Origin of the sequence: Enhygromyxa salina, from assembly GCF_002994635.1 — a bacterium.
Classification (GTDB): domain Bacteria; phylum Myxococcota_A; class Polyangia; order Nannocystales; family Nannocystaceae; genus Plesiocystis; species Plesiocystis salina_B.
Genome location: NZ_PVNL01000004.1, coordinates 58,115 through 77,344, shown reverse-complemented (window position 1 = coordinate 77,344; position 19,230 = coordinate 58,115). Strand labels below are relative to the sequence as shown.

13 protein-coding genes and 1 pseudogene are annotated in these 19,230 nt (G+C 68.6%); 8 read left to right on the top strand and 6 right to left on the bottom strand.

The window, feature by feature from the left end:
* Positions 1-74: 74 nt before the first annotated feature.
* Together ENSA7_RS42970 and ENSA7_RS01130 are read left to right on the top strand one after the other, a co-directional pair.
* Entirely contained in the window at positions 75-761 is a 687-nt protein-coding gene (locus tag ENSA7_RS42970) for a hypothetical protein (RefSeq protein ID WP_181232882.1), read from the top strand.
* Positions 762-817: 56 nt separating this feature from the next.
* Positions 818-3,166, top strand: a complete 2,349-nt coding sequence (locus ENSA7_RS01130; RefSeq protein WP_181232880.1) for an FG-GAP repeat domain-containing protein — start codon at positions 818-820, stop codon at positions 3,164-3,166.
* 71 nt (positions 3,167-3,237) lie between these two features.
* Here the strand turns inward: ENSA7_RS01130 and ENSA7_RS01125 are convergent, their stop codons facing one another.
* A complete protein-coding gene (locus ENSA7_RS01125; RefSeq protein ID WP_106087325.1) occupies positions 3,238-3,552 on the bottom strand; it encodes a DUF4234 domain-containing protein in 315 nt (104 codons plus the stop codon).
* A 253-nt stretch (positions 3,553-3,805) separates the two neighbouring features.
* Positions 3,806-4,387 (bottom strand): LOG family protein, encoded by a 582-nt coding sequence (locus tag ENSA7_RS01120; protein ID WP_106087324.1) that lies wholly within the window; start codon positions 4,385-4,387, stop codon positions 3,806-3,808.
* Between the two features lie 67 nt (positions 4,388-4,454).
* On the opposite strand from ENSA7_RS01120, the pseudogene ENSA7_RS46290 reads away from it, so the two are divergent.
* Together ENSA7_RS46290 and ENSA7_RS46285 are read left to right on the top strand one after the other, a co-directional pair.
* Positions 4,455-5,321 (top strand): annotated as a pseudogene (locus tag ENSA7_RS46290) (class I SAM-dependent methyltransferase); the annotation flags it as partial.
* Positions 5,295-6,143 (top strand): PhzF family phenazine biosynthesis protein, encoded by an 849-nt coding sequence (locus tag ENSA7_RS46285; protein WP_443655645.1) that lies wholly within the window; start codon positions 5,295-5,297, stop codon positions 6,141-6,143. The pseudogene ENSA7_RS46290 and the gene ENSA7_RS46285, both read left to right, overlap by 27 nt.
* On the opposite strand, the gene ENSA7_RS01105 is transcribed toward ENSA7_RS46285, so the two are convergent.
* The 4 genes from ENSA7_RS01105 to ENSA7_RS01090 form a co-directional block, all read right to left on the bottom strand.
* Positions 6,140-7,606 carry a glucose/sorbosone family PQQ-dependent dehydrogenase gene (locus ENSA7_RS01105; protein ID WP_106087323.1) on the bottom strand — a complete coding sequence of 489 codons (1,467 nt, stop codon included), beginning with the start codon at positions 7,604-7,606 and terminating at the stop codon, positions 6,140-6,142. The genes ENSA7_RS46285 and ENSA7_RS01105 overlap by 4 nt on opposite strands.
* 158 nt (positions 7,607-7,764) lie before the next feature.
* On the bottom strand, positions 7,765-8,655 hold the full coding sequence (locus tag ENSA7_RS01100; protein WP_146157182.1) for a hypothetical protein: 891 nt from the start codon (positions 8,653-8,655) through the stop codon (positions 7,765-7,767).
* 426 nt (positions 8,656-9,081) lie between these two features.
* Entirely contained in the window at positions 9,082-9,447 is a 366-nt protein-coding gene (locus tag ENSA7_RS01095; protein ID WP_106087321.1) for a gamma-butyrobetaine hydroxylase-like domain-containing protein, read from the bottom strand.
* Between the two features lie 130 nt (positions 9,448-9,577).
* Positions 9,578-10,246: a DUF3152 domain-containing protein gene (locus ENSA7_RS01090; protein ID WP_181232878.1), complete on the bottom strand. Its 669-nt coding sequence runs from the start codon at positions 10,244-10,246 to the stop codon at positions 9,578-9,580.
* Between the two features lie 90 nt (positions 10,247-10,336).
* On the opposite strand from ENSA7_RS01090, the gene ENSA7_RS01085 reads away from it, so the two are divergent.
* The 4 genes from ENSA7_RS01085 to ENSA7_RS01070 all read left to right on the top strand — a co-directional run bounded on the left by ENSA7_RS01085 (position 10,337) and on the right by ENSA7_RS01070 (position 19,226).
* Positions 10,337-11,017 carry a glutathione S-transferase family protein gene (locus ENSA7_RS01085; protein WP_181232876.1) on the top strand — a complete coding sequence of 227 codons (681 nt, stop codon included), beginning with the start codon at positions 10,337-10,339 and terminating at the stop codon, positions 11,015-11,017.
* Between the two features lie 150 nt (positions 11,018-11,167).
* Positions 11,168-14,581: an Hsp70 family protein gene (locus ENSA7_RS42965; RefSeq protein WP_106087319.1), complete on the top strand. Its 3,414-nt coding sequence runs from the start codon at positions 11,168-11,170 to the stop codon at positions 14,579-14,581.
* Between the two features lie 198 nt (positions 14,582-14,779).
* Positions 14,780-17,275 (top strand): DNA gyrase/topoisomerase IV subunit A, encoded by a 2,496-nt coding sequence (locus tag ENSA7_RS01075; RefSeq protein ID WP_106087318.1) that lies wholly within the window; start codon positions 14,780-14,782, stop codon positions 17,273-17,275.
* Between the two features lie 10 nt (positions 17,276-17,285).
* Entirely contained in the window at positions 17,286-19,226 is a 1,941-nt protein-coding gene (locus tag ENSA7_RS01070) for a DNA gyrase/topoisomerase IV subunit B (protein WP_106087317.1), read from the top strand.
* Positions 19,227-19,230: the final 4 nt, after the last annotated feature.

The following is a 19,230-nucleotide window of genomic DNA, read 5'->3' as shown; positions in this document are numbered from 1 at the left end:
TCAGCTCGGCGTGGGTTTGTGGCGTGGTTGCGGAGAGTGTTGTTGCGCAGGTTCGTCAGTGGGAAGCTGTGGACATGCTCGACCGCTTGACATCCCCGCTGACGATCGCGCTCCTGCTGGCTGCTGTGCCCCTGCTTGGCTGTAGCGACAGCGCGAGCCCCACGGACACAGGCGCCGCCGACACCACCGACGGCGACGGCGATCCCGGCGACGGCGATCGCGGCGATGGAGATCCCGGCGACGGCGACGGCGATCCAGGCGGTGACGGCGACGGTGACGGCGACGGCGACGGCGACGGTGACGGCGACGGCGACGGCGACGGCGACGGCGACGGTGACGGCGACGGTGACGGTGACGGTGACGGTGACGGTGACGGTGACGGCGACGGTGACGGTGACGGCGATCCAGGCTGCGCCGCGATGGACGCGGTCAACGGTCCCGAGGAGTGCTTCAACCCCCGCGGCTGGTTCTGGGACGGCACGGCCTGCGAGCAGATCCTGTGCACCTGCGAGGGCAGCGACTGCAACGCCCTGTACCCCGACGAACTCAGCTGCGCGAGCACCTACGCCGGGTGCAGCGAGTTCCCGCCCGGATGTGATCCAGATCAGGCCGTCGGCATGGGGCCCTGCGATCAGTTCTTTGGCTGGGCCTGGGACGGGGCCATGTGCGTGGCCGTGAATGGCTGCGACTGCGAAGGCGCAGACTGCCAAAGCCTCACCCTCGAACTCGAAACCTGCCAAGCCACCCACGCCGACTGCTGAGCCGGCCGACGCGTCAACCAGCTTGCAGCCAGCACCGATCCATCCGAGAACCAAGCATGCGCCACGTTGCCCTGACCCTCGCTAGCCTCACCGCCCTCACCGTCGCCTGTGGCGACAGCGCGGCCGATGGCGACACGCTCGGAACCGAGGGCGGCGTCGTCACGCTCGACGGCAGCGGCACGGGCGACGAGCAGTCGACCGGTGACGGCGACGGCGATCCCGGTGATGGTGACGGCGACGCCTGCACCAACCCGTGCGGCGACGACTGCTGCGCCGCCAACGAAGCTTGCGATCAAGACACGCTCGAGTGCGTGCTCGACTGCGGCGACACGGATCCATGCGGTGCCGCGCCGGGTGAGTGCTGCAGCGCCGGGCAGATCTGCTACGTCGGCCAGTGCGTGATGCCGGGAGGTCCCTGCGCGGAGCTCGGCTGCGCGACCCAGACCGAGTCCGACTGTGAAGAAGACGAGATCTGCGACGGCGACCTGGGCCTGTGCGTGCCCGACCTGGCCGACGAGACCTGCACCTTCATGCCCGAGCCCGGCGTGTTCGATCCGGTCCCGCGCTGGTCCTGGGGCGTCCGCAAGCCTCGCAACTGCATGGCCGACAGCGACTGCCAAAAAGAAGAGATCTGCGACAACGGCAGCTGCGCGGTGACCTGGCCGCACCACGTCCCGGGTGACGACGACTACCCCGCGCACCACCAGGCCATGGCGTCGCCGATGGTCGCCGACCTCGACGGCGACTGCATCCCCGAGGTCATCTTCAACAGCTACGAGCCCAGCAGCTGGCAGGACAACGGCATCCTGCGGGCCGTGCATGGCGACACGGGTGAGAAGCTGTGGTCGCTCGGGGATCCGGCCTGGCGCAGCGACGGCTCGGCGATCCCCGCGATCGGCGACATCGACTACGACGGCGACCTCGAGATCATCAACGTCAGCGCCGATCAGCACCTGCACCTGATCGATCACCAGGGCAACCCGATCTGGAAGACCGCCAACGTGCTCGCGGCCAACCTGGTCTCGGGCGCGCCCGCGCTCGCCAACTTCGATCTGCTGGGCGACGCCGAGATCGCCCACGGCCGCGAGATCTATGCCAGCGACGGCAGCTTGCTGTGGGGTGGCAACGGCGGGCTCGGGACCAACAGCGCCTACGCGACGCTCTCGTGCGTGGCCGACCTCGACGGTGATCTGCGGCCCGAGCTGATCGGTGGCGGGACGGCCTACACCTTCACCGGCACCGTCGGTGTCGACTTCACCGGCTCGACGATGTGGCAGAGCGGCGGCGACGGCTACTGCGGCGTGGCCGACTTCCAGCTCGACGGGATCCCCGAGGTCGTGGTCGTGCGCGGCGGCAACATCGTGATCCTCGACGGCCCGACCGGCGCGCAGCTGGCCACGTTTGCGATCCCAGGTGGCGGCAGCGGCGGGGCCCCGAACATCGCCGACTTCGACGGCGACGGGTTCCCCGACATCGGCTCCGCGGGTGGGTCGCGCTACGTGGTCGTGCAGTTCGACGGCGTCGACACGATGACCAAGCTGTGGGACGCGGTCACCAAGGACGTGTCCTCGAACCGCACCGGGTCGTCGGTGTTCGACTTTGACGGCGACGGCCGCAGCGAGGTCATCTACGCCGACGAGTGGTACCTGCGCATCTACCCGGGCGTCGAGCCGGACTGTGCCCTCAATCCCGTCGGTCCCAGCTGCGATCAGAACATGACCGACGCCGAGATCCTGTTCATCGACATCACCTCGTCGGGGACCCGCGTCGAGTACCCGGTCGTCGCCGACGTCGACGGCGACTTCAAGGCCGAGCTGGTGGTCTCGACCAACAACAACTTCAGTCAGGGCAACATTGGCGACGCCGGGATCGAGGTATTCGAGGATCGGCTCGACAACTGGGTGGGCACCCTCCCGATCTGGAATCAGCACACCTATCACGTCACCAACGTCGACGCGGCCGGCCAGATCCCAGTTGTCGAGTCGAACAACTGGGAATTCCCCATGTCCAAGCCCTACAACTCGTACCGCCGCAACAGCCAAGGTGGCATTGACGGCTGCGCGCCGGATCTGGTCGCCCAGGATCTCGAGGTCGTGGGGATGTGCATCGACGACCTGGAGCTGTCGGTCCGGATCTGCAATCAGGGCTGTCTCGGCGTCGGACCTGGGGTCGACGTGACCTTCAGCGAGGCCGACGCGGGCGTGCTCGGGACCGTGCAGACCACCCAGGCGATCCCAGCTGGCGGCTGCGTGAAGGCTCTACTCAGCGTCCCGCTGCCTGGCGCGGCGCCGTTCGACGTCAGCGTGTCCGTTGACGACGATGGCATGGGCGGCGACGCATTCAACGAGTGTATCGAGGACAACAACGAGTTTGGGCCCGTCGAGCTGTGCCCGACGATCGGCTGACCCGTCTACAACGACAAACGACCCTGGCCCGGCCCGGCGGCGACGCCGGGCACAGGTAGGGCGGAAGCGGCTCAGCCGGGGACGCCAGCGACCTTGTTGAACGTGGTCTGGGTCTGCCAGAACGCGACGAGGCTCAGCGGCCCCAGCAGCGAGAACAGGAACAACATCGAGGCCGAGTGCTCGCCGTTGCTCAGCTTCTCGACGCCCTGGTAGAACTTCCACAGGTACAAGAAGTTGACGATTGGGAGGAAGACCAGGATGAAGCTGGGCAGCTCGACGCCGCGCTGCTTCATCTCTTCCGAGCACTTGTACATCCAGATGATGCCGTAGATGCCGAAGGTGACAAAGGAGAGGATGAGGACGGAGATGGGGCTCTTCTCGAACATGCTTGGTTCCTGTCGGTGGGGGAGTCGGATTCTGCTCAGCCCAATGCCTCGCAGGTCCGCCGAACGCGAGCCGCGAGCATGACTGGGCCGCTCGCGGCTGGCAAGGCCCCCGGCGAGCCACCCCAACCTAGATCCAAGAGACGAGCTCACAGCGCGGCTTCGCGCTCCCCAGCCCGCTCTGTGACAGATCGCCCCTCAGCCGTTCGAGTGGCCTCCCGGTCGCAATGGCCCCGGGATCGCGTACCCGTGCAGATCAGGTCTCGCCATCGCCGATCCAGCGGGGCACCGTCGGCGGCTGATAGTCGGCGATCTGATCGAGCAGGGCGTCGACGCGATCATCGACGATCAGCATCCGTCGGTGCGCCGCGATCACGAACCCTCGATCGACCATCCGCTCGACCATTGCCAGCAGCGGCCCCCAATACCCGTCGACGTCCAGCAGGCAGACCGGCTTGCGATGAAACCCCAGCATCGCCCAGGTCCACACCTCGAACAGCTCCTCGAGCGTGCCCAGGCCACCGGGCAGCGCGACGAAGGCATCGCTGAGCTCGGCCATCATGGCCTTGCGCTCGTGCATGCCCGCGACCACGTGCAGCTGCGTCAGCCCCTGGTGCCCGGCCTCGCGCGCCTGCAAGGCCCTGGGCAGCACGCCGATCACCTCGGCACCGGCCGCGAGCGCGGCGTCGGCCACGGTCCCCATCAGGCCGACGTGGCCGCCGCCAAACACCAGGCCCAAGCCCCGGCCCGCGAGCGCCCGCCCAAACTGCCGAGCGGCCTCGGCGTACGCTGGTGAGGTGCCAGCGGCGGAGCCACAGAACACACAGATGCGCTGCATCGCCGACGCATAGCACGGGGGCCGGCGCGCCGCGATCATCCGCTACCCTGCCCGCATGCCCGCTCGCATCCGCCGAGATCTGCACGAGGCCAACCGCCAGTCGTGGAACGTCGCGACCGCCGCCCACAACGGCCACAAGCACGATCAGGCGACGTGGCTGCGCGAGGGTGGCGAGCTGTTGTTCGACGAGGACTACGAGCTGCTCGGTCCGCTCAGCGGTCGCCACGTGCTGCACCTGCAGTGCAACAGCGGGCAGGACTCGCTGTGTCTCGCCCGCCGCGGCGCCCACGTGACCGGCGTCGACATCAGCGACGAGGCCGTCGCGTTTGCGCTGGCGCTCGCCCGCGACTCGGACATCGCCGCCAGCTTCGAGCGCGCCGATATCTACGACTGGCTGCCGACCGCCGCCGCCGCGGGCCGCCGCTTCGACCTCGTGTATTGCTCGTACGGATGGCGGCCGTGGCTGTCGGATCTGCGCGCGTGGGCGCGGGGCGTCGCCGCGGTGCTGCGCCCGGGCGGGGCCGTCGTGCTCCTCGAGTTTCACCCCTACGCGTGCATTTTCGACGAGCAGCGACGCCTGGCCTACCCGTATTTTGGAGCAGAGTCAGGCCAGGCCCTGACCTGGCCCGAGGGCGTCGGCGACTACGTTGGCGCCTCGGGGGCCGCGTTGGCGCCAAGCGGCTTCGTCGAGCACGCGGGCGAGTACCGCAACCCTCACGCCTGTCACGAATTCACATGGTCGGTCGCGGACTCGCTGGCCGCGCTGCGCGAGGCCGGGCTCGAGCTCGAGCGCTTCGAAGAGTGGCCGCACAGCAATGGTTGCCGGCTGTACGACGACATGGTCCGCGTCAACGATCACGACGGACGGCGGTGGACGACCGCGCCGGGCCAGCCCACGTTGCCCCTGATGCTGGGGATCCGCGCGCGCAAACCAGCCGGCCTGCCCATGGTTCAGGTCGACGCGTTCAGCGACGAGCGGTTTCGCGGCAACCCAGCTGCGGTGGTCGTGCTCGATCAGCCCCTCGACGACGCGACGCTGCTGGCGATCGCGGCCGAGAACAACCTGTCCGAGACCGCGTTCTTGCTGCGCTCACACGCAGATGGCTTGGATCTGGCCACGCCCTCGCGGTGGTCGATCAGGTGGTTCACGCCCACGACCGAGGTCGACCTGTGTGGACACGCGACCTTGGCCAGCGCCCACGTGGTGCTCGGGCAGCTCGAGCCCGATGCCGAGCGCGTGGAGTTCAGCTCGCGCAGCGGCCTGCTCACGGTCAGCCGTGATCACCAGGCACCCGACCGCCTGTGCATGAACTTCCCCGCTGATCCACCGCAGCCCTGCCCCGCCGACGGCGCGCTCAGCCACGCGCTCGGGGCCACCCCACGCGAGCTGCTCGTCGCCAGCTACTGGGTCGCCGTGTTCGACACCCAAGCCGAGGTTCGTGCGCTCGCGCCAGACTTCGCCGCGCTCGCCAAGCTGCCCCCTGGCGAGGTCATCGCTACCGCCCCCGCCGACGGCGACGAGCTCGACTTCGTCTCCCGGTTCTTCGCGCCGGGGGTCGGCATCGACGAAGACCCGGTGACCGGCTCGGCGCACTGTATCCTGGCGCCCTACTGGGCCGCGCGCCTCGCCAAGCAGCGCCTGCGCGCCCGCCAGATCTCGGCGCGAGGCGGCTTCATCGAGTGCGTGATGCGAGGCGACCGGGTCGAGCTGATCGGCCGCTGCGTCGGCTACGCGCGCGGAACAATCGATCTCTAGCGGGAAGCGGACTTGACCCTTCCGCCAGTGAAGGTGAACACCAAGATCGAGCCAGGGTTCGCCAGCTGATCGGTCGCGCCTCCTTCGGTGTCGCGGGTCAGGCCCGAAGTGTCGGTGGCGATGTAGAAGGTCCGATCATCGGGGCCGATCGCCAGATCGCGGTAGCGGTTGACCGTGTCGAACAGCTTGTCGACGTCACGAATACCCCGTGCGTCGCCGCTGAGCTTGAACCGATAGACCGCGCCGTTCTTGAGCGTGGTCGCCAGCAGCGATCCACCCCAGCCGGGGATCGGCCCGTCGTGGGGGTAGACGTCGACGCTCGACGGCGCGACCGAGGGTCGGCAGATGAAGTAGGACGCGCCGCAGGTCTCATCCTCGAAGTCGTAGCTGTTGTGAACCGTGAACAGGGTCTTCAGCGGCTCGACGAAGTCCTGCTCCCACGCCGACTCGGTCTGCACGGGCACCGACTTCGGGATGCCCGCCGGGTCGGTGAGGCCCGTCCACGTCAGCTGCTCGCAGTCGGGCGCCGCCGACCAGTTGGCGTAGACGTAAGCTTGGTCGTCGCGATAGCCCGCGATGTGTGGCCAGCCGTAGTTGCCGCCGGCCTCGATCAAATTGACCTCGTCGTCGGTGTTGGGCCCGTGCTCGACCGCGTACAGCGCTCCGTCGGGCCCAAACACCAGGCCCTGCGGATTGCGGTGGCCATAGCTGAAGATGTGGCTCTGGACCCCGCCGAGCTCGGGGTTGTCGGCCGGGATCGAGCCGTCGAGCTCCATGCGCAAGATCTTGCCCTTGTAGGCGGACCAGTCTTCGGCCTCGACCTCGGCCAGCGTCGGCAGCCGCTGGGCCTCGATCGGCGCGCAGTAGCGGTTGAATTGGTTGGCCCCTTGCTCGCCGAGCGAGTAATAGAGCAGCTCATCCGGTCCGATCTTCAGGCGACCGCCGTTGTGATCCGAGCCGGCCGGGACGCCCGAGATCAGCTCGACCGGCTCACCGAGCGTCTCGGCGCTCTCGCTGTAGGTGAGACGCACGACCTTGGCGCGGGGGTCGTCCTGCTCGTCGCCGTCGTCGGGCGTGGCGTCGTAGGTATAGGCGACATAGACATAGTTGCGGTCGTCGCCTTGCAGCAACAGAGGGTCGAACGCCATCCCGAGCAGGCCTTGGTGCTGTTGATCCACCAAGACCTCGTCGATCGTGATCGCCTCGGTCATCTCACCAGTGGCAGGATCGATTCGGGTGATCCGCCGACCTTCGCGCTCGGTGACCCACAGCATGTCGTCGGGACCAAAGCTCAGCTCCCACGGCGCCTCGAGCCCGGTCGTCAGGACTCTCCCGGAGAAGCTCTCCAGCGGAATTGCAGCGGCTTGCGGTGCGGACGGCGTGGGACCACACCCCGCCACGGGCCAGGCCAGGATCGCCAGCAAGATCGCCAGCAGGATCGACGAGGATAGGGTGAATCTCATGTTCGACAGCCGTGGACAGCCTGCTCGTGAGCCTGGCCGAGCGCGGAACCGGATGATCAAACAAGCGCCTGGCAGCGTGAATTCACGCTGCCAGGCGCTCGAGCGCTCCATGTCGACACCGACCGGCGCGGCCGGCGAGTGTCGACACGATGACTTGATCAGGCGGCGGCCTGCTCGGCGGGCTGCTCGGTAGCCGCCTCGGTGGTGGTGGCCGGCTCGGCGGGCGGCGGCAGCTCGTACTGGGCGATCAGATCTTCGCGCGCCGCCGGCCGCAGCGTGTCCCAGATGAAGTCATGGACGTCGAGCAGGTCGCGCGGCTCGACCCCGGCATCGCCCAGCTCATCACGGACGATGTTGGCCACATGCAGGTAGCGAACGTAGCTCTTGTAGCGCGGCCGGGGCTCGGCGCTGAACACCGGGAGCAGCAGCTTGGCTTGCTCGCTGAACACGCTTGGCCGCACACACACATGCTCGACCGGATCGAGCAGCCCCCGCAGCGACGTGACCACCGGCCAGGTCCCGGCGTCGCCGAGCTGCCGAACCAGGTAGTTGAACCGGCGATCGGCGTCGTCATTGTCGTCCTCGCAGGAGATCCACTCGTACACGGCGGTCGCCAGCTCGCGGGTGGGCGAGAGCTTGCGCAGCTTCTTCACGTGCACGCCGGGGACCAGGTTGGTGGCCTCGGCCACCGCGATCATGCGGTCGAGCACCTGCGCGTAGTCACGCGCTGCAATCAGCGACGCGAGCTCGGTTGCGCTGAGTTGCTTGGCGTCGGAGATCGCCGGGTCTCGGTGCCGCTTGAGCCGCTTGAGCCGCTTGAGCCGCCCCACACCGCGATGCTTGGCCATCCACGCGTCGCCAGAGAAGCCCTCGGTAAAGCTGCGGCGAAACAGCAGGATCTGGTCGCGCAGCGATGGCAGCCGGGTCGACTCCGTCACGCCATCGGCGCGGGCCAGGCGGGCGAGGCGACGAACAGCTTTGGCGCTGCCATCACCTGGCGCCTCGGCCGACTGAAACAGGTGATAGAAGCCCTGCTTGAATACTCGCATTTTACCATCGGAGAACTGATAGCCACGCTTGCCGTCCTGCTCCCACAACAACGCAGCGACTCCCCACTGTTTTCGGCTCTGATGGCGGAACAGTTGAACTTCGGGGCCAGCAGGTGTATGGGGGGGTTGATGGGTGGTGGGTTGCATGCGGCGTTCTCCTTGCGATGTGGTGTCGCCATGGTTGACGGGTTTGGCAGGGGCCTGATGGCGCCTTGCGATGACTAGCGAGCGTGCTAGCAATGTGATGGGCGCGAAGCCCAAGCGTTGTATTGGGATCCGTATCTACCGGAGGCGCGGTGGGCCTCCACGGGACACGAACTCAACTAACCTAACACGTTTTCAACGCCAGCGCAAATTTCCATTGCGCGCTCGTATCATTCGACGTCGCCGTTCACTCGACCGCGACCTCGATCAGCGCCGCGTCGCTCAGGACTCAGCGGGTTCAGCAGCAGGCTCGACATAGACCCCTGCTTCGAACGCGCCGTGCTTGGGACCGACAGGTGGGCTCTCGAACGCGATCCGGCGCAGCCACGACCAGGTGTAGATGCCGTCGTCGTGACCATCGCCAAACCGCACGCCCAGCGCGTAGGCCCCGACCTCCCACAGCCCGTCGATCGTCGTGGTCGCCGGCGCCGTCAGGTAGGCGACGCGGGTCGAGTGGCCCTGGCACCCTGCGCACGGACACCAGCTGCGCAGGTACGCCACCGGATAGGTCGAGGCCACGCCGTCGGGCCAGCTGATCGTCAGGGTGTTCTCGCGCGGGTTGTGAGCCACATCGGTCGGGCGGGCCATCTCGCTGGAGAATACAGCGAGAGCCCGGTCGCGCACGATCGGGCGGCCCGCGCGGCCGCGACCGACAACGCTGGACCTCGTGCGGGTCCGGGGCCGTGCACGGCGGACCCGCTGCCCCGCGGCCAGGCGGCTACTTGCGCCAGCTCGCCCGCATCCGGCGAAGCTTGTCGACCTCAACCGGCAGCGGCCAGCCGTGAGCCACGCAGCCGTCGAGCTCCATGGTCTGTTGCTGCATCACCGCCGCTGGCCCACCCGCCTCCGGACACCGCTGGTGCGGCATCCCGAGCAGGTGTCCGACCTCATGGTTGATCATGTAGTTGCGGTAGCCCCGGACATCGTCGCCCCAGGTGGGCGTGCCCTCGCGCCAGCGCGCGAGGTTGAGGGCGGCCCGACGCTCGCGGCCGCACGAGTACTCGCCCCGGGTCCGCAGCGGCGCGCAGAGCTGATCGATCGTGTCGGGTCGCGCCAGCAACACGTCAAACCGGGCGTTGGACTCGACCCGCACCAGCTCGCGACCGATCCCCTGCCAGCCGCGGGCATCCGCGAGCACGTCGGTGACGGTCCGGGGAAAGCTTGGGAGCTCCTGCTCGAGCCCGACCTCGAGCAACACCCGATAGCCGATCGCGTTGCGCTCGCGGACTTGTTCGGCGGTCACGCTTGGCTGCGCCGGATCTCGAAGCACCCAAAATTTCGCGCCAAGGATGTCCTCTTGCGCGGCGTCGAGGGCCTCGTCAGCTCCGACCACGAATAACGCGCGCACGCTAAATAACCAATGCAGCAACCACAAGTTCAGAGACACGGGGTGCAACTATACACCATGCCGCCGACGGCGCTGCGCGCCGTTGGTGTAACATCGGGATCGCTCGGGCGAACCCGCGTCAGGCGCTCCATGCCAAGCTTCAAGCTCATCTCCGCCGCCACCTGCCCCTTCGTCCAGCGCTCGGCGATCACGCTCGAGCACAAGCAGGTCCCGTACGACATCGAATTCATCGACCTCGCCGACAAGCCGCAGTGGTTCGTGGAGCTGTCGCCGCTCGGCAAGGTCCCCGTGCTGGTCGTGCGTGATGGCGAGCGCGAGATCGTGCTGTTCGAGTCGGCGGTCATCAACGAGTACCTCGACGAGATCACGCCCGGTTCGCTGCTGCCCGCCGATCCGCTGCTGCGCGCGCGCCATCGGGCGATGATCGAGTTCGCCTCGGCGATGATCGCCGACACCTGGCGGATGGGCACGGCCAGCACCCGCGAGGCCGCGCACGAGCACGCGCTCGCGCTGCGTCACAAGCTCACGCGGCTCGAGAGCGAGCTGGTCGGGCCGTTCTTCACGGGCGAGGAACTGTCGCTGGTCGACACCGCGACGATCCCCGTGCTGCTGCGCGCCGTGTGGACTGTCGAGCTCGCCCCGGAGCTGGCGGTGTTCGATGGGCTCGACAAGATCCGCGCCTGGCATGCGGCCGCGACCGAGCTCGACGCGGTCGAGCGCTCGGCGGTCCCCAACCTGCGCGAGCTGTACCGTGCGTACCTGGGTGACCGCGCGGACTCGTGGGTCGGATCGAAGCTCGCCTCGGCCTGAAACAGCCGGCGCTGAGGTGAGCCCAGGGGGAGACGATTAGATCTCCAAGCTGCGCAGACGCGGCCGACACAAACCGCCGAAACGCCGGGTATCGCCGCCTGCGCCGGCTTGACAGCGATCCGTCGCCGCGGACAGGCTGCGGCGTCTCTCATGCGTGCCCGCAAGTCCACGATTTCCCGACCCGACCCGATCCTCGTGCTCGACCTCGGCAGCGCTTGTGTGCGCGCCGCGTTGATCGTCGAGGGTCGGCCGCAGGTGATCCCGTTCCCCGCCGAGGGTGGGCGGACCCCGACGATCGTGGGCTTCGACACCAGCCGCATCCACCAACCGCAAGACCGGCTGGTGCTCGGCGACGTCGCCCGGCGGCTGTCGATCACCGAGCCGCGGACGCAGGTGTTCGGCGCGCTGCGCCTCGCGGGTCGCCGCCACGAGCTCGCCGATCTCGACGATGATCAGTGGCGACAGGTCGCGGTCGAGCGCGGCCCAGGTGGCGACGTGCACTTTCGACTGGCCGGCGACGCGTGGCCGGTGCCGCGGCTGCTCGGGGCCCTGGTCCAGTCGATCGTCGAGCAGGTCCAGCGCGCGCATGAGCTGGTGATCGAGCGGGCCGTCGTGTCGATCGCGCCGGGCAGCAGCGATGCCCGGCGGCGCGCGATTGTCCACGCGCTGACGGTCGCGGGGCTCGAGGCGGTCGAGCTGGTCCACGGGACCACGGCGGCCGCGCTGGCGTGGTCGACCCTCGAGCGCGAAGGCGCGACCGCGCTAGGCATCCGGGGGCTCGAGGCGGCGCTCGCCGGGCGTGGGGCGCCCGCCCTCGTCGCGGCCGAAGCCAGTGACGAGGCTGACGAGGCTGAGCCCAAGGACGACGATGATGACGACGCCAGCGACGACGACGCCGTCGTGCCGGCCGAGGCTGACGCGGCCGAGTCCGGCGACGCTGACGACGAGCCCGAGGACGGCGACGCTGACGACGAGCCCGAGACCGACGAGCCCCGCGAGCAGACCGTGCTGCTGCTCGACCTCGGCGCGAGCAGCTTCGACGCCGCGCTCGCGCGACTCGACGACGGCAACGTGGAGATCTTCGCGTCCCGCAGCCGCGCGGATCTGGGCGGCGACGACATCGACGAGCGCATCGTCAACTGGTTGCTCGGCCAGTTCGAGGACGCCAACGAGGTCGATCTGTCGGGCGACGCCACGGTCCGCGCCCGCCTGCGCGACGTCGCCGAGAAGGCCAAGCGAGCGCTGAGCGACGACGAGCAGCATCAGATCCGCCTGCCGTTCTTGTGGGCCGACGCGAGCGGGCCCAAGCACCTGTTCGTGACCCTCGAGCGGAGCCGGTTCGAGCGACTGATCCACGATCTGGTCGAGGCCACGGCCGCGCTCGCGCAGGCGCTGCTCGAGGACGCCGGCCAGGATCCCGACGAGCTCGACGCGGTCGTGCTGGTCGGCGGCAGCGCCCGGGTTCCGGTCATTCAGGATCGCATTGAAGCGCTGCTTGGCCGGGTGCCCGAGACCGAGCTGGCGACCGCGGCCCTCGATGATGACTTTGTCGTGCGAGGGCTCGCGCTCGAGGCCCATCGTCGCAGCCAGCGACGCCCGCAGACCCGCGTGGTCGACGTCGCCAGCCGCGAGCTGTGGCTGACCATGGGCGGCACCACCCGGCGCCTGGTCGATCGGGGCACGCCCACACCAGTGGTCCGCAGCGTCCCGCTGGTCGAGTTCGACGCCGATGGCCGCGCGCTGCTCGAGCTCTACGAGGCGGACGACGACGAGCGCGCGCTGGCCATGCGGGTCCTCGTCGACGGCTACAGCGGCAGCCGCAAGCAGGCCCAGCTGCACATCGAGCTGAGCGCGACCGGCTGCGTCGACGTCCGCGTCGATCATCCCAGCTTGTCGCTGACGCTGACCGAGCGGGTGGGCCTGAGCGCGCGGGCGCTCGCGCGGCTGCGCCTCGAAGCGCGGACCCGGGCCCACGTCGCGGCGGCGCGCGATCGCAGCGACCGCCTGCGCCAGCGCGTGACCAAGCTCGCGAAGATCAACGAGGCGTGGCTGGCCAACCTCGGCTCGGGGATCGACGATCTGCTGCGCACCAGCTTGGTGACGTGGGGCAAGGACACCGAGGCCGCGCTCGAGCAGGGCGACGAGGAGCTGTTGCCGCTGGCGCTCGAGGGCTTCGCGGGCCTGCTCGGCGCCCTGCCGGCCAAGCTGCGCTCGCAGCTGGACGACGACGCGGTCGCGCTCGAGCCGAGCGAGGACGACGCGAGCGAGGATGACGGCGAGACCGGGGAAGTCGACGAGTTCGCCGAGCTCGACGACGGAAGCGATGACTATGGGGCCGACGATCGCGTCGCCCCGCTCGAGCTGCGTCGCGCGGATGAGCCCGACCCCGATGAGGTGGTGGAGGACGAGGCGGACGAGGCGGACGAGGCGGACGAGGCGGACGAGGACGCCGAGCTCGCGGACGAGAGCGATGAAGGGGACGCGGACGCCGAGCTCGCGGACGAGAGCGATGAAGGGGACGCGGACGCCGAGGACTCGGACGCCGAGGACCCGGACGCCGTGCCGGAGGCCGACGACGCCGTGCCGGAGGCCGACGACGCTGCGCCGGAGACCGACGACGCCGCGCCGGAGGCCGACGACGCCGAACCAGAGGCCGACGGCGCGGAGCCGGAGGCCGAAGCGGAGTCGGAGACCGACGCCGAGCCGGAGGCCGACGCGGAGTTGGAGGCCGACGACGCCGCGCCGGAGGCCGAAGCGGAGTTGGAGGCCGACGACGCCGCGCCGGAGGCCGACGCGGAGTTGGAGGCCGACGACGCCGCGCCGGAGGCCGACGACGCCGAGCCGGAGGTCGACGACGCCGAGCCGGAAGCCGACGGCGCCGAGCCGGAGACCGAAGCGGAGTCGGAGACCGACGCCGAGTTGGAGACCGACGGCGCCGAGCCGGAGACCGAAGCGGAGTCGGAGACCGACGCGGAGTTGGTGACCGACGACGCCGAGCCGGAGACCGACGCCGAGTTGATGACCGCCGAGCCGGAGACCGACGCCGAGTTGGTGACCGACGACGCCGAGCCGGAGACCGACGCGGCGTCGGAGACCGACGACGCGGATGAGGCCGTCGCCGACGACGTGGGTGAGGCCGTGGACGTCGACCTGCCCGCGGTCGCCGACGCGGGTGAGACCGTGGTCGACGACGAGCCCGTGGCCGCCGACGCCGAGCCAGAGACCGCGGACGTCGAGCTGCCCGATACCGTGGTCGACGAAGCCGCCGCGGCCGACCGAGGGGAGCTGATCGAAGCCGAGACCGAGCTCGTCGCGGACGCCCAATCACCCGACCCGGTCGAACTCCAGACGGACGAGCCTGGATCGGACGACGCCCCGACCGACGCGCCGCCCGAGCCCGAGACCGAGACCGAGGCCGACCCGGCCCAGGCCGACGTGATCCAGCCCGAGGCCGACCCCGAGCGCGCCGAGGCGTCGACCCCCGACACCATCGCGCCAGTCGACATCCAGCCCGCCGCCGACGAGCCGCCCGAGACTGACGACTCCCAGAGCGCGGCCGGGTAACGGCCCTGAGACTGACAGGCCCGGCCCAGCTCGGACCGGCCATCGCCCGCCGCGGCGACGCCTCGCGCATGTCCTGGATTGGATCAGCGCCGAGAACGCACACCCTGAAAGTTTGACGCGGATCCCCGAATGTGTACTCTCGCCCCCGGCGGTCGGACTACCGACCCCAACCCCGCGTAATCAAAGCGCTTTCCTGATATGTCCCAGCTCGAGCTGACCACCGATCCAACGATTCCCGCGGAAGCCTTGAGCCAAGCCCGGCGCAAGCCCAAGGGCGAGGAAGCGCCCCCCGCTGGCCAGGGTGGGGGCGGCAGCGCGGGCATCGTCGAGGGCGACCTCGCCGAGCAAGCCCGCCGCAAGTACCTCAATTACGCGCTGAGCGTGATCACCTCGCGGGCGATCCCCGACGTGCGTGACGGCCTCAAGCCGGTCCAGCGCCGCATCCTGTTCACGATGTTCGACGACCTGCGTCTGACCTTCGACGCGCGCCACCGCAAGAGCGCCAAGGTCGTCGGCGACGTGATCGGTAAGTACCACCCGCACGGCGACACGGCGGTCTACGACGCCATGGTCCGCATGGCCCAGGACTTCGCGATGCGGATGCCGCTGGTCGACGGTCAGGGCAACTTCGGCTCGATCGACGGCGACTCGCCGGCCGCCTACCGCTACACGGAGGCCAAGCTGTCGCGGCTCGCGGCCGAGCTGCTGACCGAGCTCAAGAGCGACACGGTCGCGTACCGGCCCACCTATGACGGCACCGGCCGCGAGCCGATCGTGCTCCCGGCCCGGTTTCCCCACTTGCTGGTCAACGGCGCGACCGGGATCGCGGTCGGCATGGCGACCTCAATCCCGCCCCACAACCTGGGCGAGGTGATCCGCGCCAGCTTGATGCTGATCGACGACCCCACCGTCACGGTCGCCAAGCTGATGACCAAGCTCAAGGGTCCGGACTTCCCGACCGGCGGGCAGCTCGTGGCAACCAAGACCGAGCTGCGCGAGGCCTACGAGCAGGGCAAGGGCACCTTCAAGCTGCGCGGCAGCTGGTCGCTGCAAGAGCCCAAGCCGGTCAAGGCCAAGTCCAAGAAGCCCCCCGGCGGCCCGCGCATCGTGATCACCGAGGTCCCCTGGGCCGTCGAGAAGAGCGCGCTGGTCGAGGAAATCGGCCAGATCATCGTCGCCAAGAAGCTCCCGGTCGTGATCGGGGTGCAGGACCTCAGCACCGAGGACATCCGCGTCGAGATCGAGCTGGATCCCAAGGGCGACGTCGACCCCGAGCTGGTCATGGCCTACCTGTTCAAGCACACCCGCTTGCAGACCACGATCAAGCTCGACATGACCGTGCTGGTCCCCAGCGCCAACCCGGAGGTGGCCGCGCCCGCGCGCCTGGACCTCAAGTCGGTGCTCTCGCAGTTCCTGGCGTTCCGCCTGATCACGGTCAAGCGCCGGTTCGAGCACGAGCTGCGCAAGCTCGAAGAGCGCATTCACCTGCTCGAGGGCTTCGAGAAGATCTTCAATGACCTCGATCGCGCGATCAAGCTGATCCGCACCAGCGACGGCCGGGCCGACGCCGCCAAGAAGCTGATCAAGGCGTTCGACCTCGACCAGATCCAGGCCGACGCGGTGCTCGACACCCGCCTGTACAAGCTGGCCAAGCTCGAGATCCTCAAGATCCAAGAAGAGCTGGCCGAGAAGCGCAAGCGCGCCAAGCAGATCCGCGCGATCCTCAAGAGCGACACCAAGCTGTGGGCGATCATCAAGACCGAGCTCGAGGAGCTGGCCACCAACTACGCTGATCGCCGTCGCACCCGGATCGACGCGGAAGATCTGACCGAGGAGTTCTCGGCCGAGTCGTTCATCATCGATGAGGACGCGGTCGTGCTGATCACCCGCGACGGCTGGATCAAGCGGCAGCGCAACGTCAACCTCGAGACCACCCGCATGCGCGACGGCGACAGCCCGCTCGCGCTGGTCGGCGGCAGCACCCGCGAGTCGATCGTGCTGTTCTCCAACCGCGGCTCGGCCTACGTGATCCGCATCAACGACGTGCCAGCGTCGAGCGGCCACGGGACCCCAGTCCAGAAGCTGTTCAAGTTCAAGGACGGCGAGAAGGTCGTCGCCGCGGCGCCCACGGATCCGCGCTTCATGCTCGAGTTCGCCGAGCCAAACAAGCCCGAGCTCGGCGCCGAGTACGAGGAGCCCTACCCCCACTTTCTCGCGGTCAGCCAGGGCGGCATGGCCCTGCGCTTCACCCTGTGGCCGCATCGCGAGCCCAGCACCCGCGCGGGTCGGCTGTTCGGCAAGCTCAAGCCCGATGACGAGTTCATCGATGTGTTCAAGGTCTACGCCGAAGATCAGGTCTGCGCGCTGTCGACCAAGGGCAAGCTGCTGTGCTGCGAGGTCATGGACGTCAACTTGCTCGCGGGCCCCGGCCGCGGGGTGACGCTGATCAAGCTCGACGACAGCGACAAGCTGGTCGGCGCGTGGACCTCCAGGCACACGGTCGAGGTCAACAAGTCCTCGGGCGGCACCCTCAAGCTGAGCGAGAGCAAGGCGACCGTCACCAATCGCGGCGGCAAGGGCCGCCCGATCATGAAGCGCGGCACCGTCGAGTCGCTGGTGTACCCGATCCCCGAGACCCCAGACTTCGAGGCCGGCGCCGCGCGCCTGGTCGAGATGGGCTACGAAGCGCAATAGGACCGCCACCATGGCCAAGAAGACCACCACTTCAAAGAAGCGCGCCGTGTCCACCGACTACGGCGCCGATTCGATCCAGGTCCTGCAAAACGTCGAGCACGTGCGGGCCCGGCCCAGCATGTACATCGGCGGCGTCAACAAAGACGGCCTGCATCACATCGTGTGGGAGATCCTCGACAACTCCGTCGACGAGGTCATCAACGGGTTCGCGTCGAAGATCCAGGTCACGCTCAGCGCCGATCGCAAGGAGCTGACGATCGCCGACGACGGCCGCGGGATCCCGGTCGACAAGCACCCCAAGCTCAAGATCCCGGCGGTCGTCGCCGTGTTCACCCAGCTCGGCGCGGGCGGCAAGTTCGACGGCGAGAGCTACCGCCACTCGGGCGGCCTCCACGGCGTGGGCGCGGCGGTGGCCAACGCCCTGTCCGAGCGGCTCGAGGTCCGGGTCAAGCGCGGCGGCAAGATCCACGAGGTCGCGTTCGTGCGCGGCGTGCAAGAGGGCAAGCTGGTGTCGCGCGGCAAGGCGCGCGGGACCGGCACGGAGGTGTTCCTGCGCCCCGATCCGACCATCTTTGGGCAGAAGGCGCTGCTCGACCCCGACGTGCTGCGCCAGCGGATCGAGGCCAAGAGCTACCTGCACAAGGGCCTGACGATCTCGTTCGTCGATGAGTCGACCAACAAGACCGAGGTCTTTCACCACGCCGACGGCATCGCCGAATACCTCGACAAGCTGATCACCGTGCGGGGTAAGCCCGCCGTGCACAAGGGTCACTTCTATATCGAGCGCAGCGACGACCCCAAGCTCGAGCTCGCGCTCGCGTGGACCGAGGCCAGCGAGACCACCATCAATTCGTACGTCAATGGCGTGCCCACCCCCGACGGCGGCACCCATGAGCAGGGCCTGCGCAGCGGCCTGGGCAAGGCCCTGCGCGCGTACATGCAAGCCCACAAGCTCGAGCCCAAGGGCCTGACGATCGGGCTCGACGACATCCGCGAGGGCTTGATCGCGCTGTTTAGTGTGTATGTGCTCGAGCCGCAGTTTCAGAGCCAGACCAAGAACCGGCTCAACAACCCCGAGGTCGCGACCCAGATCGAGGGCGTGGTCCGCCCGGCGCTCGAGCAGTGGCTGCACGAGAACCGCAGCCTGGGCGACGCGATCGTCGCTCGGGTGATCCTCTCAGCCCGGGCCCGGGCAGCGTCGCGCGCGGCGGTCAGCTCGGTCACCCGCAAGGCCGCTGGCCACGCCAAGATCGGCCTGCCCGGTAAGCTCGCCGACTGCGGCAGCAATGATCCAGCCAAGTGCGAGCTGTTCATCGTCGAGGGCGACTCGGCCGGCGGCTCGGCCAAGATGGGCCGCGACCGGCACACCCAGGCGATCCTGCCGCTGCGCGGCAAGGTCCTCAACGCCGCCCAGGCCAGCATCGCAAAGGTGCTCAAGAACGAGGAGCTCGGCAACATCGTCAAGGCGCTCGGCTGCGGGATCGGCAAGGACTTCGACATTCGGGGGCTGCGCTACGATCGCGTGATCCTGCTGATGGACGCCGACTCCGACGGTCACCACATTGCGACCTTGCTGCTGACCTTCTTCTACAAGTACATGCCCGAGCTGATCCGCAGCGGGCACATCTACATCGGCCAGCCGCCGCTGTTTCGCGTGGATGTTGGCAAGCAGACCCACTGGGCCGCCGACGACGACCACCTCAAGCGGATCTTGGCCGAGATCAAGCAGGGCAAGCCCGAGATTCAGCGCTTCAAGGGGCTCGGCGAGATGATGCCAAAGACGCTGAAGGACACGACCCTCGACCCCAAGAAGCGGCAGCTGATCCGGGTCGGCATCGCCGACGAGCTCGCGACGGATCGCACGATTCACGACCTGATGGGCAAGGACGCGTCCATGCGGTACGAGTTCATCATGGAGCGGGCCGCGGACGCGGACGAGATCGATATCTAGCGTC